This window comes from Paenarthrobacter sp. NPDC089675, assembly GCF_044749185.1.
Classification (GTDB): domain Bacteria; phylum Actinomycetota; class Actinomycetes; order Actinomycetales; family Micrococcaceae; genus Arthrobacter.
In genome coordinates, this window is record NZ_JBIVHM010000002.1 from 304,521 (window position 1) to 317,022 (window position 12,502).

General features: G+C 64.1%; 10 protein-coding genes. 1 reads left to right on the forward strand and 9 read right to left on the reverse strand.

Annotation, left to right across the window (positions count from 1 at the left end):
• Nucleotides 1–145: 145 nt before the first annotated feature.
• Both ACIPY2_RS05505 and ACIPY2_RS05510 read right to left on the reverse strand, forming a co-directional pair.
• Nucleotides 146–1,141 (reverse strand): Gfo/Idh/MocA family oxidoreductase, encoded by a 996-nt coding sequence (locus ACIPY2_RS05505; RefSeq protein WP_400265366.1) that lies wholly within the window; start codon nucleotides 1,139–1,141, stop codon nucleotides 146–148.
• A gap of 1 nt (nucleotide 1,142) precedes the next feature.
• Complete coding sequence (locus tag ACIPY2_RS05510) at nucleotides 1,143–2,342, reverse strand: Gfo/Idh/MocA family protein (RefSeq protein WP_400265367.1); 1,200 nt, start codon at nucleotides 2,340–2,342, stop codon at nucleotides 1,143–1,145.
• Between the two features lie 114 nt (nucleotides 2,343–2,456).
• Between ACIPY2_RS05510 and ACIPY2_RS05515 the strand changes: the two genes are divergently transcribed.
• Complete coding sequence (locus tag ACIPY2_RS05515; RefSeq protein WP_400265368.1) at nucleotides 2,457–3,458, forward strand: LacI family DNA-binding transcriptional regulator; 1,002 nt, start codon at nucleotides 2,457–2,459, stop codon at nucleotides 3,456–3,458.
• A gap of 410 nt (nucleotides 3,459–3,868) precedes the next feature.
• Here ACIPY2_RS05515 and ACIPY2_RS05520 read toward each other — a convergent pair whose 3' ends face one another.
• From ACIPY2_RS05520 to ACIPY2_RS05550, 7 genes are read right to left on the reverse strand one after another with little or no spacing between them, the layout of a single operon-like run.
• On the reverse strand, nucleotides 3,869–5,287 hold the full coding sequence (locus tag ACIPY2_RS05520) for an aminotransferase class III-fold pyridoxal phosphate-dependent enzyme (RefSeq protein ID WP_400265369.1): 1,419 nt from the start codon (nucleotides 5,285–5,287) through the stop codon (nucleotides 3,869–3,871).
• Nucleotides 5,284–6,639, reverse strand: a complete 1,356-nt coding sequence (accC, locus tag ACIPY2_RS05525) for an acetyl-CoA carboxylase biotin carboxylase subunit (protein WP_400265370.1) — start codon at nucleotides 6,637–6,639, stop codon at nucleotides 5,284–5,286. The genes ACIPY2_RS05520 and accC overlap by 4 nt, the downstream gene beginning before the upstream one ends.
• The gene (gene accB / locus ACIPY2_RS05530) at nucleotides 6,636–7,163 is read right to left on the reverse strand and encodes an acetyl-CoA carboxylase biotin carboxyl carrier protein (RefSeq protein ID WP_400265371.1); all 528 of its coding nucleotides are present in this window, start codon (nucleotides 7,161–7,163) and stop codon (nucleotides 6,636–6,638) included. The genes accC and accB overlap by 4 nt, the downstream gene beginning before the upstream one ends.
• Before the next feature lie 22 nt (nucleotides 7,164–7,185).
• Complete coding sequence (locus tag ACIPY2_RS05535; RefSeq protein WP_400265372.1) at nucleotides 7,186–8,715, reverse strand: pyruvate carboxylase subunit B; 1,530 nt, start codon at nucleotides 8,713–8,715, stop codon at nucleotides 7,186–7,188.
• Between the two features lie 43 nt (nucleotides 8,716–8,758).
• Nucleotides 8,759–9,796, reverse strand: coding sequence for a hypothetical protein (locus ACIPY2_RS05540; RefSeq protein WP_400265373.1), 1,038 nt, complete (start codon nucleotides 9,794–9,796; stop codon nucleotides 8,759–8,761).
• A 50-nt stretch (nucleotides 9,797–9,846) separates the two neighbouring features.
• Entirely contained in the window at nucleotides 9,847–11,274 is a 1,428-nt protein-coding gene (locus ACIPY2_RS05545) for an APC family permease (protein ID WP_400265374.1), read from the reverse strand.
• A 54-nt stretch (nucleotides 11,275–11,328) separates the two neighbouring features.
• On the reverse strand, nucleotides 11,329–12,441 hold the full coding sequence (locus tag ACIPY2_RS05550; protein ID WP_400265375.1) for an alcohol dehydrogenase catalytic domain-containing protein: 1,113 nt from the start codon (nucleotides 12,439–12,441) through the stop codon (nucleotides 11,329–11,331).
• Nucleotides 12,442–12,502 lie beyond the last annotated feature (61 nt).

Here is a 12,502-nt window from a genome sequence, read left to right on the forward strand (position 1 = left end):
CCCGCCGTCGTGGTCGTTAAAGGACCGCGCCATGCCGCCAGACCCAAGTGGTCGCCTGAAGCGACTAGGCGTTCGCGACAAAGCCTCTGCCTACGAAACCAACCTCGGCATACCCTGACACACTGGGTTTAGTGCCTCATTTGCTTCAGTATTTGATCGGTTCCATACGGCCCGAACGCAGGGAAAGCACGGCGGCTTCGGCAATGGCCTGGGCTTTCAAACCGTCCTCCAGCGAAGGAATGGAAGCCACGCCGCCTTCCAGCGAGGACACGAAAGCGGCCAGGGCTGCGGCATATGTTGGCTGCACGCGCTCGAACCAGCCCGGGTGCAGCCCGTCGTCCACCACGGACGTGCCCGTGTACCGTGATACCGCTCCGTTCCGGTGCCGGCGGGCTTCCACCATCCCCTTGGATCCCATGATCTCGATGCGTTCGTCGTAGCCGTAGCCGGTGCGGCGCGCGGAATCGATCTGGACCAACGCCCCGCCGGGGAGCCGCAACGTGACCGCGGAGGTGTCGACGTCGTCGTACGCAGCGATGCCCGGTTGCGCGAGGGCCGAACCGGTGGCGAAAACCTCTACCGGGTCCAGGCCGGAGAGCCAGCGTGCGAGGTCGAAGAAGTGGACTGTCTGGTCGCGCATTTGGCCGCCGGACACGGCGAGGTAGGACAACGGCGGCATGGAGGGGCCGCGGGAGGTGAGTTGGATGAGCTCCACTGCACCGATCTCCCCCGAGTCCACCACGCGCTTGAGTTCGGCGTAGTCGCGGTCGAAGCGGCGGTTGAAGTCCACCATCACCGGGACACCGGCTTCCTGCGCGAAGGCGGCGGTCTCGCGGGCGCGATCCAGGTCAAGGTCGATCGGCTTCTCGCATAAGGCAGCAATTCCGACGGCGGTGGCCCGGCGGAGGTGCCCGGCATGCGTATCGGTGGAGGAGGCGATGAAGACGGCGTCGATCACCTGCGGGTCGAAGACCTCCTCCAGCGATGCGGCGACCGAGGCCCCGTGCGCGGCGGAGAGGGTCTGTGCCCGCTGATGGTCGAGGTCGTACACCAGGCGGAAGTCGATCCCGGGGTGGGCGGCGAGGTTGGCTGCGTGGACGGAACCGATGAAACCGGCTCCGAGAAGGGCAAAACGGAGCATGTCAGAGTGCTGCTTTCTCAAGGTCAAATTTCTTCAGGGCATTGGCGGGGATTTTCCAGGCGTTGTCATCGTGGTGCGAGGCGGCGACGGCTTCGACGAACTGGACGCCGATCAGGCCGTCAACTCCCGTGGGGAAGGACAGTTCCCGCTCCGGGAGTGGCGTGCCGTCGCGGCGGGCGCGCAGCACCTCGGCCAGGTCCGAGTAGAAGTTGGCGAAGGCTTCGACGAAGCCCTCCGGGTGGCCCAGGCCAACGCGGGTGAGCCGGGACGCGTCCTCGTGCAGGGTGCTGAGCCCTTGCGTGAGGATGGTGGTGGCGCCGGTGAGGTCCTGGACCTTGAGGTGGTGCGGGTCCTCATGCTGCCATTCCAGGCTGCCTTTCTCGCCGTAAACGCGGATGCGAAGCCCGTGGTTATGGCCGGTGGCCGCCATGCTGGCCCACAGCCGCGCCGGAACTGAGCCGGTCAGTTCGAGTTCAACGGTGGCGTTATCGAAAACGCGCCGCCCAGGAACGAACGTCTGCAGGCGCCCGGTCAGGCGTTCGGCTTCGAGTCCGGTGATGTAGCGCAGCAGGTGGAAGGCATGGGTGCCGAGGTCGCCCACGACGCTCGGGAACCCTGCAATGTCAGGGTTGGTACGCCAGCTGGCCTGCTTGTGGCCTTCGTTTTCGAGGGGCGTTGCTGCCCAGCCGGAAGCATGTTCGACGTCGACAAAACGGATGGCGCCCAGCTCACCGTCGCGGACCATCCGCGCAGCTTGCCGCACCATGGCGTAGGCCGAATAGCAATGCGGGACCGCAAGGATGGCGTTGTTCTCCGCAGCAACCCGGACCAGCTCGGCCGCAGTTGCGGAGTCCCGGGTCAGGGGCTTTTCGCACACCACGGAAATGCCCTTTCGGAGGAACGTCCGGGCGATCTCGAAGTGGCTGTCATTGGGCGTGGCCACCACCACCACGTCCACACCGTCCTCCCGGATGGCTTCGGCCTCAACCATGGCGTGGATGTCGCGGTAGTTGCGGTCCGGCTCAACGCCGAGTTCGACGGCGGTGGCGCGGGAACTGCTCTCATCCCGCCCGAAGATTCCGGCCCGGAGATCGTAGTGGCCATCCAGCCGCATGGCGTAGCGGTGGGTCTTGCCGATGTCGGCCCCCGGGCCGCCACCAACCATTCCGGCGACCAATTGCCGCGAATTAGGTGCACTCATTTGAGGAATCCTCTTTGACTCTTTGGAATTTACTTGGACCGGTCCATAATGGAGGTGTCGGGCACGACCCGTCAAGCCCCTAAGCTTGATGGAAGCTGCGAGAGGAGAGACTGCATGCCGGCCACCAAGCCCACCATCCGCGATGTCGCCAGCGCCGCGGGGGTCTCCAAATCCTTGGTCTCACTGGTCCTGCAGGGGTCGGCCAACGTCAGTGAGGGCCGCCGTCGTGCCGTCCTGGACGCCATGGAGCAACTGGGTTACCGGCCCAACAGACTGGCCCAACGCCTCTCCGGCCCACGGAGCGGAACCATCGGCGTGATGCTCAACGACATCCGCAACCCCTGGTTCGTGGAACTGTTGGAAGGGCTTACGGCCTCGCTGCACGCAGCGGGAGTTTCCCCCGTCCTCGCCGACTCCTACACCGACACCCGCGTTGGCCGCAGTTCCGTTGAGACCCTCCTGGAGCAAAGGATTGACGGCCTGGTGGTGGTCGGCACCACTACGGAATCCGCCGCGATCGAGAAGGCAGCGCAGACTATCCCTGTGGTGCTTGCCGGGACCCGCGAACCGGTGCTGCCGGGCGTCGACATCGTGGTCAATGACGACGACGCCGGTGCTCGCCAGGCGACTGAACACCTACTGGCGCTCGGGCACCGCAGGATCGCACACCTACAGGGGCCTGCCGAAGTAGGCCGAATCCGGCGGGAATCGTTCGAGCGGACCATGCGCGACGCCGGGCTCGAGCCGGTGGTTCTCGCCGGCGGGCTGAGCGAGGAAAGCGCGTACGCCGCGGCCAGCCGGTTATTGTCCGGCCCCCGGCGACCAAGCGCGATCTTCGCCTACAACGACATCGCCTGCATCGGGGCCCTTTCCGCGGCCGACGACCTTGGCCTGTCCGTACCCGAAGACCTGTCCTTGGTGGGCTATGACAACACGTACCTGGCCAAAATCCGTCACCTCTCCCTGACCTCCGTCGACAACGGCAACCTGGCAGTCGGCGTCGAGGCCGGAAAGTTCATCCTGCAGCGCCTTGCTACTCCGGAACTACCCGCCCGGGTCCACCAAGTACCCTCGCAGCTTCAGGTACGCGGGTCAACAGGAGACGCACCCGGTTAGCCACTGACGAATCGTGTTTCCTCCCTGATCTGTCGCTGGTTGAACTTGGCAAGTCGGGGTGGGTAGACGGCTCGTGCCCCTTATCGGTCCACTGCCTCGCTGAGGTACATGGGGTGGGCTATCTGCTCGGTCAGGCTGATGCCGAGGTCCCTGGCAGACTGAATCACCACGCAGGCATCACTACATGGCCGCGCGCCTTTTCATAGAATGCACGAGCTTCGACCCCTTCAGCTGCGATCCAAAGGCCGTCCCCGCCGACAGTTACCGCATCGACGAAGCCGGTCCGAACGACTTGGCCGTCTTTGAGGACATGTACTTCGTGGCCGGACAATTCCTCCCAGGCCACGGTCCCCCACTCGCAGGAATTGGGGGCTTCCGGGACGCCGTCCTCCTGGCTGGCTGGACTGATCCTAGCGCCCACCAGCGTCCGCTTTCGCCTCAGTGACGTTCAGTGCCGTCTCCTGGATTCCGTCGATGATGACCTGCAGGCCGTCCCGGAATAGGGTGGGCTCGATCACGATAGGGGGAAGCAACCGGATGACGTTTTCATGAACGCCGTTCGTCAAGGCCAGCACTCCATTTGAGTGGCAATACGCTGAGACCGCCTTGGCACGCTGGGACGCAGGCTCCAGCGTGTCCTCGTCGCCGAATTCGATCCCGATCATCGCCCCACGGACGCGCACATCGATGACGCCCTGACCTGCACCCACGAGCGGGAGCAGCATGTCGACGGCGATTCGGCCCAGTTCCGTTGCTTTGTCGAGAACTCCTTCGGCGTCGAGTTGCTCGAAGACAGCGAGCGCTGCCTCGCACGAGAGCGGGTTGCCGGCATAGGTTCCGCCAAGGCCTGCCGGATGCACGGCGTTCATGACGTCCGCCCGTCCAGTCACGGAACTGAGGGGCATACCGTTGGCGAGGGCCTTCGCCGCGACCAGGAGATCGGGAACCACGTCTTCGTGCTCGATGGCCCAGATGCGTCCGGTGCGGCCCATGCCGCTCTGGACCTCGTCGGCAATCAGGAGCATGCCGTGCTCGTCGGCAATCTCCCGCAGACCGGCAAGAAAGCCCTCCTGCGGTATCAGGCAGCCGGCTTCGCCGAGGATCGGTTCGATGATCATGGCCGCGAAGGTGGCCGGGTCGTTTTCCCACAAAGCTGCCCGCACACGGTCCAGTGAACGTTCGAGGGTATCGGCTGCACCGCGGGGCGACGTCGGTACCGGCACATGGACGACGTCTTTCGAGAAAGGCCCGAATCCGGTCTTGTAGGGGTGTGCTTTGGAGGTCAAGGACATCGTCATGTGGGTTCGGCCGTGGTAGGCGCCGTCAAAGGCAAGAATCTTGGACCTTCCAGTGAAGTAGCGTGCGATCTTCACGGCGTTCTCGTTCGCTTCGGCTCCGGTGGAGAACAGGGCGGTACGCTTTTCCGCACTGCCAGGAGCGTGTTGGTTCAGCCAGCGACAAACTTCCACGTAGCTCTGGTACTCGGTGGTCATGAAGCAGGTGTGCGTGAAGCGATCCAGTTGGGCCTGCAAACGTTCCCGCACGCGTCCATTCGAGGCCCCGAGCGCGGTAGGTCCCAAACCTGAGGCAAGGTCGATGATGCGGTTCCCGTCGACATCAAGCAGGATGCCGCCGTCGGCCCGGTCGATGAAAACCGGCAGTTGCGCGCCGAAACCGTTGGATACCTGGGCACGTCGCTCAACCATCATTGCCTGCGAGCGCGGGCCGGGAATCTGTGTAGCCAGATGCCTTGACTGCGGCAATGCCGGGAGCGGCGGCAGCGTCCGGCCCGCATCCGGCACGACGACGAGCTGGTTAGTGGTGCTCATGAACGACGGTCCTCCATGTATTCGGCAATGAAGCCTGTGTTGAATGTGCCGCTCCTGAACGTCTCTGTGTTCAGGACTTCGCGGTGAAAGGCAGCGGTGGTCACCACGCCCTCGATCGTGAACTCATCCAAGGCCCGCAGCGTCCGCGCAATCGCTTCATCCCGGTCCTGCCCCCAGCAGATGAGCTTGCCGATCATGGAATCGTAGAAGGGAGGGATGGTCGATCCGCTCTCGATGTGCGTATCCAGCCGGACGCCGAATCCTCCAGGTGCCCGGAGCTCGCGGATGGTTCCGGGGCTGGGCGCGAAATTGCGCCCAGCGTCTTCTGCGTTGATGCGGCATTCGATGGCATGGCCCCGTATCCGGACGTCCTCTTGTTTGACGCCGATTTTTCCGCCACCGGCAATTTGCAGCTGCAGCTTGATCAGGTCCATCCCGGTCACCATTTCGGTCACAGGATGCTCAACCTGGATGCGGGTATTCATTTCGATGAAGTAGTACTCGCCAGTGGCGTTGTCGAAGACGAACTCCACTGTTCCGGCGTTCGTATAGCCAACTTCTTCGCAGAGTGCCACGGCCGCCTTCGCTAGTCCCTGCCTTGTTTCGTGGTCGATGACAGGGGAAGGCGCTTCCTCGACGAGTTTCTGGTTGCGTCGTTGGGCCGTGCAGTCCCGTTCACCCAGGTGCAGGGTTGTTGTGCCGTCCGAGACCACCTGGATCTCGATGTGGCGGATGTCGGTGAGGTAGCGCTCGATGTACACGGAGGGGTCGCCGAAGGCCACCTCGGCTTCGGCCATGATCTCTGCGAGATCAGCGGCAAGCGTTTCGGCTTCCTGCACAACGCGAAGCCCGCGGCCCCCGCCGCCGGCCGCCGCCTTGATGAGGAGCGGGAAGCCGACTTCTTCTGCCACGCGGAACGCCTCATCATGATCGGCAATCGCTCCGTCGGAACCGGGGACGGTGGGCACCCCGGCACGCCTGGCGATCTTCTTCGCCTCGATCTTGTCGCCCATGCGGCGGATGACTTCTGCCGACGGTCCCACGAATCCGACACCCTCGGCCTCGCACAGCGCCACGAAGTCGGCGTTCTCCGACAGGAACCCGTACCCCGGATGGATCGCGTCCGCACCGCTCCCCTGTGCCGCGGCAATGACGGCGTGGGCGTGACGGTAGCTGAGCTTGGCCGGGGCTGGACCAATGCAGAGAGCCTGGTCGGCAAGCCTGACAGGAAGGGAGTCGCGGTCGGCTTCCGAATGCGCAATGATGCTGCGGATTCCAAGTTCCCTGCACGCGCGGATGACCCGCAAGGCAATTTCTCCGCGGTTGGCGATCAGCACACTGGAGAGCGTCATGCTGTTTTCCGGATCACGATCAGGGGCTGGCCGTATTCGACCATCGATTCGTTCTCCACCAGCACCCGCGCCACGGTCCCCTCAACGCCTGCTTCGATGTTGTTCATGAGCTTCATGACCTCGACAATGCCCAGGACGGTGTTGGGAACCACGCTGTCACCAACCGCGACGAAGGCCGGAGCCCCCGGCTGGGGGGAAGCATAGAAAGTGCCAAGCATCGGCGCCGAAATCAGTACCTCATCGTCGGCGAGACGGCCGGCGTCGTTCGCTGCTGTCGGCTCCCCCACAACAGGTGCCGGAGCAGGCGCCGCATCCTTGGATGGGGTTGACGGCGCTGCGGCCGCGGGAGCGGGTGCTGCTGGGGCGCCAGAGTGACCATTGACTGTGCCAGGTGCACCGCCAGCGACGCCGGCCGGTTCGTGGTTGCGCGATACGTACAGTTCGACGTCGCCGAACTTGAGCGACAGTTCCCGGACGTCTTCGGCGAGGTTAACCCAGTCGACAATCGCTTTGAGTTCTTTCATGTCTGGCAGGCTGTTGGCCATGTTAGTTGTCTCCTTTTTCCAGGGTGATCAGCAGATCGCCGCTTTTGAGTGCCTGTCGGCCGGTCCGGGTGCTGTTGTAAAGGGTCGTGATGAGGTCAAGCGTTGGCGTCGGATGACCCGCGGTGGCGCTACCCTCTGACACGACCTTCTTCATCTCGTCCACCTGTGTTCCGGCGAACTGTGCCCGGAGCAGCCACAAGTCCATGTCCTCCTCCGGGTACCTCTCCCGGAGGGACGGAAGCATGGGTGCCAGCGGTTCGGGTTGTTCGGCGATGTTGGAGGATCCGTTGGCAAGGATCTTCTCCAGCGCGGCAGGTTCGAGGGGCGCCAGAGGCTTGCCGTAGTAGCCCAAGGCATATTTCTTGACCTCGTTGGGGACCACCCGGTAGCGCTCCCCGTTCATGACGTTCATGACCGCCTGTGTTCCCACGTGTTGGGCGAAGGGGGTGATCATGATCGGATAGGCCAGTTCGGCCCGCACCCGGGCTACTTCTTGCATGAGTTCATCGAAGCGATCGGAGAGGCCGGCTGCCTCGAGCTGTGACTGGAAGTTGGACAGCATCCCGCCCGGTGTTTGATGCATGTAGTGCATGCCGGTGTATTCGTGCGGAACGCCGACGGGTTTGCCTTCGTCTTCGGCGATGAAGGTGAGTTTCCGGCTGATCGCGGCGACGCGTTCGTCGTCGACGTTCACTGTGTAGCCAAGCGCCCGCAGATCCCTCACGGTGCCTTGGGTGGAGGGCTGACCGTTGCCCGAGGCGAGCGGTGCGATGGAGGTGTGGACGGAGTCGGCTCCGAGTTCCACTGCTTCCAGGCAGACCAGGGGGGCCAGGCCCGTCAGGCTGTGGGTATGCACTTCCAGCGGCCTGTCCCCTATGACAGCCCGCAACGCCGGAACCAGGGTGCGCACCCGGTCCGGAGTCAGGAGTCCGCCGGCGTCCTTGAGCATGATCCGGTCCACGCCGGCTTTTTCGATCAGTTCCTGTGCCTTGGCGACAAACAGCTCGTCCGTGTGCACCGGTGATTCACAGAAGGACACCGCGCCGAAGGTCTCCGCGCCCAGCTGTTTGGCCCGGAGCAGGGCGGCGGAGATGTTGTCGACGTCGTTGAGCCCGTCGAAGGCGCCGATCTCCCTGAACCCGTTGGCTACGAGACGATCAACCCACGCCTCAATGACGTCGTCGGGCAGGAAATCGAAGCTCGCCAGGTTCTTGGAGCGGATCAGTGCCCTGAAGGTGGTGTTGGGCGCGTGCCGGTGCATCAGCCGAACCCGCTCCCATGGGTCTTCCTTCAAGTACCGGACGGCTACATCGAATTGGATGGGCGCCATCAGGTCCACGTGCTCGAAGCCGGCGGCATCGAATTCCTCGATCATGTCGATCATGTGGGACGTGCGCATGCGCGTCGCCCACAGGCTTTGGTGGCCGTCGCGCAGGGTGGTGTCGATGATTTTCACTTCACGGCGACTGTGTGGGGGTCGTCCGCCGCGGCTCATGACTTCCGCGATGTTGACGGAGGAGTTCTCCGGCATGTGCCTCAGCTCCTTTGCTGGTTGGTGTTCGTCAGATTCGGTGTCAATGCGCGGCCAGATGCGGAACAATCGCCGTCGGCGTGAAACTCTTCGGCGGTAGGTCCGCCATGGTCAGCAGTCCAGGTGCAGCGCCCGGAATCGATGGGATCACGTTCGCGGCCACAGCCACGGTGGAGGCATAGCTGTCGACGCGGGTGCTCGAGAACTGCAGGGTTTGGAATCCGCTCTCGATCCTCCAGTTGTCACCCTCGGGGAAGCCGTCCGCGGTCTCGAAGATCCCGAAGTCGATGGCCGCATCAATCACCACCTGGCCACCGACGAGTCCCCTTGCGGAGTGCCGGAGCACCGCGATCGTTCCCTCTTCAAGCGTGAGGTGAGGCGTTGCGCGCGGATGTTCGGTAAAGAGGACAGGTTCGGGCTCATCGACGACGATCTCCTCGAGGCCCCAGCCCAGGCCCTCCCCCAGCGCGGCGACTGATTCGCGGAACCCTACGTGGCCGATCACCCCGCCGGCCTCCCGCTGGGCAGCGAACTGCGCGGCCGTGAGTCCGAAACCGAATTTCGACAGGATGCCTCCATACCCGGACATCTCAGCCGTCCTGCGTATCGTCACGCCGGTCACGTCCGTGGTGAGGCTGCTGAGCAGCATGGGAAGGGTGTCCAGGAGGATTCCGGGGTTGCAACCGGTGCCCAGGACGGTGCGGCCAGCGGCCCGGGCCCGCGCGTCGATGCGCCGGGCAACGGGACCGTGGTCGAAGAAGCCGAAACCCAGTTGTTCGCAGATGGTGACCACGTCCAGGCCGCGGTCCAGGAGTGCGTTGATGATCGGCTCGACTTCTGAGACGAATGACGTGGTGGCCACGAAGGCGACGTCAGCGTCCGGCGCTTCTGCCAGGGCAGGCACAATGCGGGCTGCCGGGTCGGCACCGTGGACGACGGCGGCGAGGTCGCCTGCGCCTGCTGCAGGGTCTACGGCGCCGACCACCCGGCAGTGCGATACAGCGACCAGCCGCGTTCCCACCGCACGGCCTATGGCACCCAGACCTATCAGCAGCACGCGCGGTTGGTCAGTGGAGTTCATGATTGTCCTTCGGGGTGGGCGGGGTGTTTGAGGTGGCGTGGCATCAGCGGTCAGCCGACGCCGTCGAGCATGTCGGTCTCGGTCCTGCCGATCCGCTCCATGACGTCGGGGTGCTTCTTCCGGACGTAGGCAAGCCAGCCGATCTCCACCACCATGGTGGCCACGAAGAAGTACGGAATGAGGTTCAGGGGGAACGCCGGGACGGGCCATACATTGGCAAAGAAGATGTAGATCATGGCCAGGACCGCCACGGTGCCGCAGACGGTCACCACAGTGCTTGGCAATCCCTCGCGCCGGACGTAGAGTATGCAGGCAAACGAGACCAGGGCGTAGGCCACCATGTATCCGTAGACGCCGTAGGTATCGAGCCACACAACAATCTCCATCGGATGTGCCCCTGCCAGGAGCAGGGCAACATCGACGACGATGACGCTGATGCCGGCGAGGATGAGCACCCGGTGCGGCGTCAGGTGCTTCTCATGGGTACGTCCGAACCGTTCGGGCACCACGCCTTCCTTGCCCATGACATACACAATGCGGCCCAACACATTCAGCGGAGCGACAACGACGGCAAAGAACGACGCCGCGACACCGAACACCAGCAGAGGGGCATACCAGCCGGGCATGCCAATCTTCTCTGCGATGGCCGGCAGCGGATTACCCACCGTGCCGAGTTCTTCGCCCAGGACAGCGATCTGGGTGTAGGCGCCGAAAATGTACAGGGCGCCTACCGCGACGGCACTCCACATGATGGCCCGGGGAATGGCGGTGTAGGGGTTGCGTGCCTCACGTCCGAGCGCGTCGGCTGAGCTGAACCCCGCGAAGCCCAGCACGCCGATGACCATGCCGGCGGCGATCCCCTGGGGTGGTGCGCCATTCAGGCCGAACTGCCCTGGATCCCACGCGGCAGGTCCCAAGGCGATGAGGGAGGTGACCAGAAGCACCATGATGATCGCTACGGAGAGCAGTTCCAGGACGAGGGAAACCCTGGCTGAGAGCCGGATGCCTTGGATGGTGAAAAAGGTACCAACCCCGCCAATGACGACGGTGAGCGCAATGACTGCCAGGATCCCTTCGACTGGCACCCCGAGGAGGCCCAGCAAATCGACGGTGTTGGAGACAGCACCCCCAAGGGATCCTGCGGTCACGCCCCAGCAGCCGATGATCAGGGCGGCTCCGGCGATGTAGGCGCCGGTGGGGCCGAGGCCCTTGGCGACGTAGGTGTACAGCGAGCCGGCAGAGGCGTTCCTCTTCGCGAACGTGGCAACACACCAACCGACGCAAAGCACGACGACCATGGCGAGGAACAAAGACAACATGGTGCCGTTGCCGGCGCTGACGAAGATGACTGCCGCCGTGAAAGCGAGGACGGCGCTCGGTGCGATGTTAGCGATGGCCTGGGCTGCGAGTTCGCTGCCCGACATGACGCCTTGGCGTAGCCCGGCATCGCCGGCGGGCGCCTGTTTGACTGTGGACATAGGTGCTCCTTTGAGCGGGTGTTCTTGTTGGGGTTTCCCGGTGTGGGGTCCGGGTCAGGGGATCAGCAGCGTCCGCAGCACGCCGCCAGATTCGAGGTCGTCCAGCGCTTCTGCCGCTTCCGCCAAAGGACGACGGCCCGAAATGAGCGGGTCCAGCTTGAGTCGACCCTCCATGTACTGGTCCACCAGGGCGGGAATGTCGATCGAGGGGCGGACCGAGCCGTAGTTCGAGCCGAGGATCCGCTGGTCAGCTTCGGCCAGTACCAGCGGTTCGAAGGAAGCCTTGGCGCCGGTTGGTGGCAGGCCAACGATCACAGCGGCCCCGCCCAGGGCCAGCATCGCAATAGCCTGCTCGGTGGTCACTGTTCGGCCGATCGCGTCGAAGGCGTAGTCGACGCCGTCGGGAATCAACGCACGGAGCTGTTCGACAGCGTCGCCGCTGGAGGCGTCGATGCGGTCCGTGGCGCCGAACTCCAGGGCCGCCGCAGTTTTTTCGGGCATGACGTCGATCGCGATAATCCGCTCCGCTCCCGCTATTTTGGCCCCCTGGACTACGTTGAGTCCCACCCCACCGCAGCCGATCACGGCAACTGTCGAGCCGGGTTCCACGGCCGCGGTGTTCGTGACGGCGCCAACGCCCGTGGCCACTGCACAGCCGACCACTGAAACCACGTCAAGCGGGGCGTCCTTGCGGACTTTGATGGCACCGGACGCCGGCACCACTACCTCCTCCGCAAAGGAGGAAACGCCCAAGTAGTGGAAGAGGGTTTCTTCGCTGCCGTCGTCGGTGGTTTTGCTCATGCGGGGGGTGCCGTCGAAGAGCACACCCTTGGGCGCCACGAGGGTGGCAACCTTGTGGCAGCGCGCCTCGCGCCCCTGCGTGCAATTGCGGCACTCGCCGCACGGTGGCACCCAGCTGAGGACCACATGGTCTCCCACGGCGAGGGACGTGACGCCCTCGCCAAGTTCGACGACGACTCCGGAACCTTCGTGGCCCATCACCATCGGAACGGCGGCGTCCCAGTCACCCTGGCGGACATGCAAATCGGAATGGCAGACGCCGGCGGCAGCGATTTTGACGCGCACTTCACCTGCTTTGGGGGCGGCAAGATCGACGTCGGTCACGGCAACTCGGGTATCGGAATCGCGGAAGACTACTGCCTTCATGGTTCCTTCTCCTTCACTTTTGGGCATGCGAAATCAGCGCCTCGCATATAGGGGGTGTGGG

Coding starts and splice junctions, on each gene's coding strand:
- ACIPY2_RS05510 (WP_400265367.1), bottom strand. CDS start 2,342: ATGAGTGCACCTAATTCGCGGCAATTGGTCGCCGGAATGGTTGGTGGC.
- ACIPY2_RS05545 (WP_400265374.1), bottom strand. CDS start 11,274: ATGTCCACAGTCAAACAGGCGCCCGCCGGCGATGCCGGGCTACGCCAA.
- accB (WP_400265371.1), bottom strand. CDS start 7,163: ATGAAAGAACTCAAAGCGATTGTCGACTGGGTTAACCTCGCCGAAGAC.
- ACIPY2_RS05505 (WP_400265366.1), bottom strand. CDS start 1,141: ATGCTCCGTTTTGCCCTTCTCGGAGCCGGTTTCATCGGTTCCGTCCAC.
- ACIPY2_RS05515 (WP_400265368.1), top strand. CDS start 2,457: ATGCCGGCCACCAAGCCCACCATCCGCGATGTCGCCAGCGCCGCGGGG.
- ACIPY2_RS05550 (WP_400265375.1), bottom strand. CDS start 12,441: ATGAAGGCAGTAGTCTTCCGCGATTCCGATACCCGAGTTGCCGTGACC.
- accC (WP_400265370.1), bottom strand. CDS start 6,639: ATGACGCTCTCCAGTGTGCTGATCGCCAACCGCGGAGAAATTGCCTTG.
- ACIPY2_RS05535 (WP_400265372.1), bottom strand. CDS start 8,715: ATGCCGGAGAACTCCTCCGTCAACATCGCGGAAGTCATGAGCCGCGGC.
- ACIPY2_RS05540 (WP_400265373.1), bottom strand. CDS start 9,796: ATGAACTCCACTGACCAACCGCGCGTGCTGCTGATAGGTCTGGGTGCC.
- ACIPY2_RS05520 (WP_400265369.1), bottom strand. CDS start 5,287: ATGAGCACCACTAACCAGCTCGTCGTCGTGCCGGATGCGGGCCGGACG.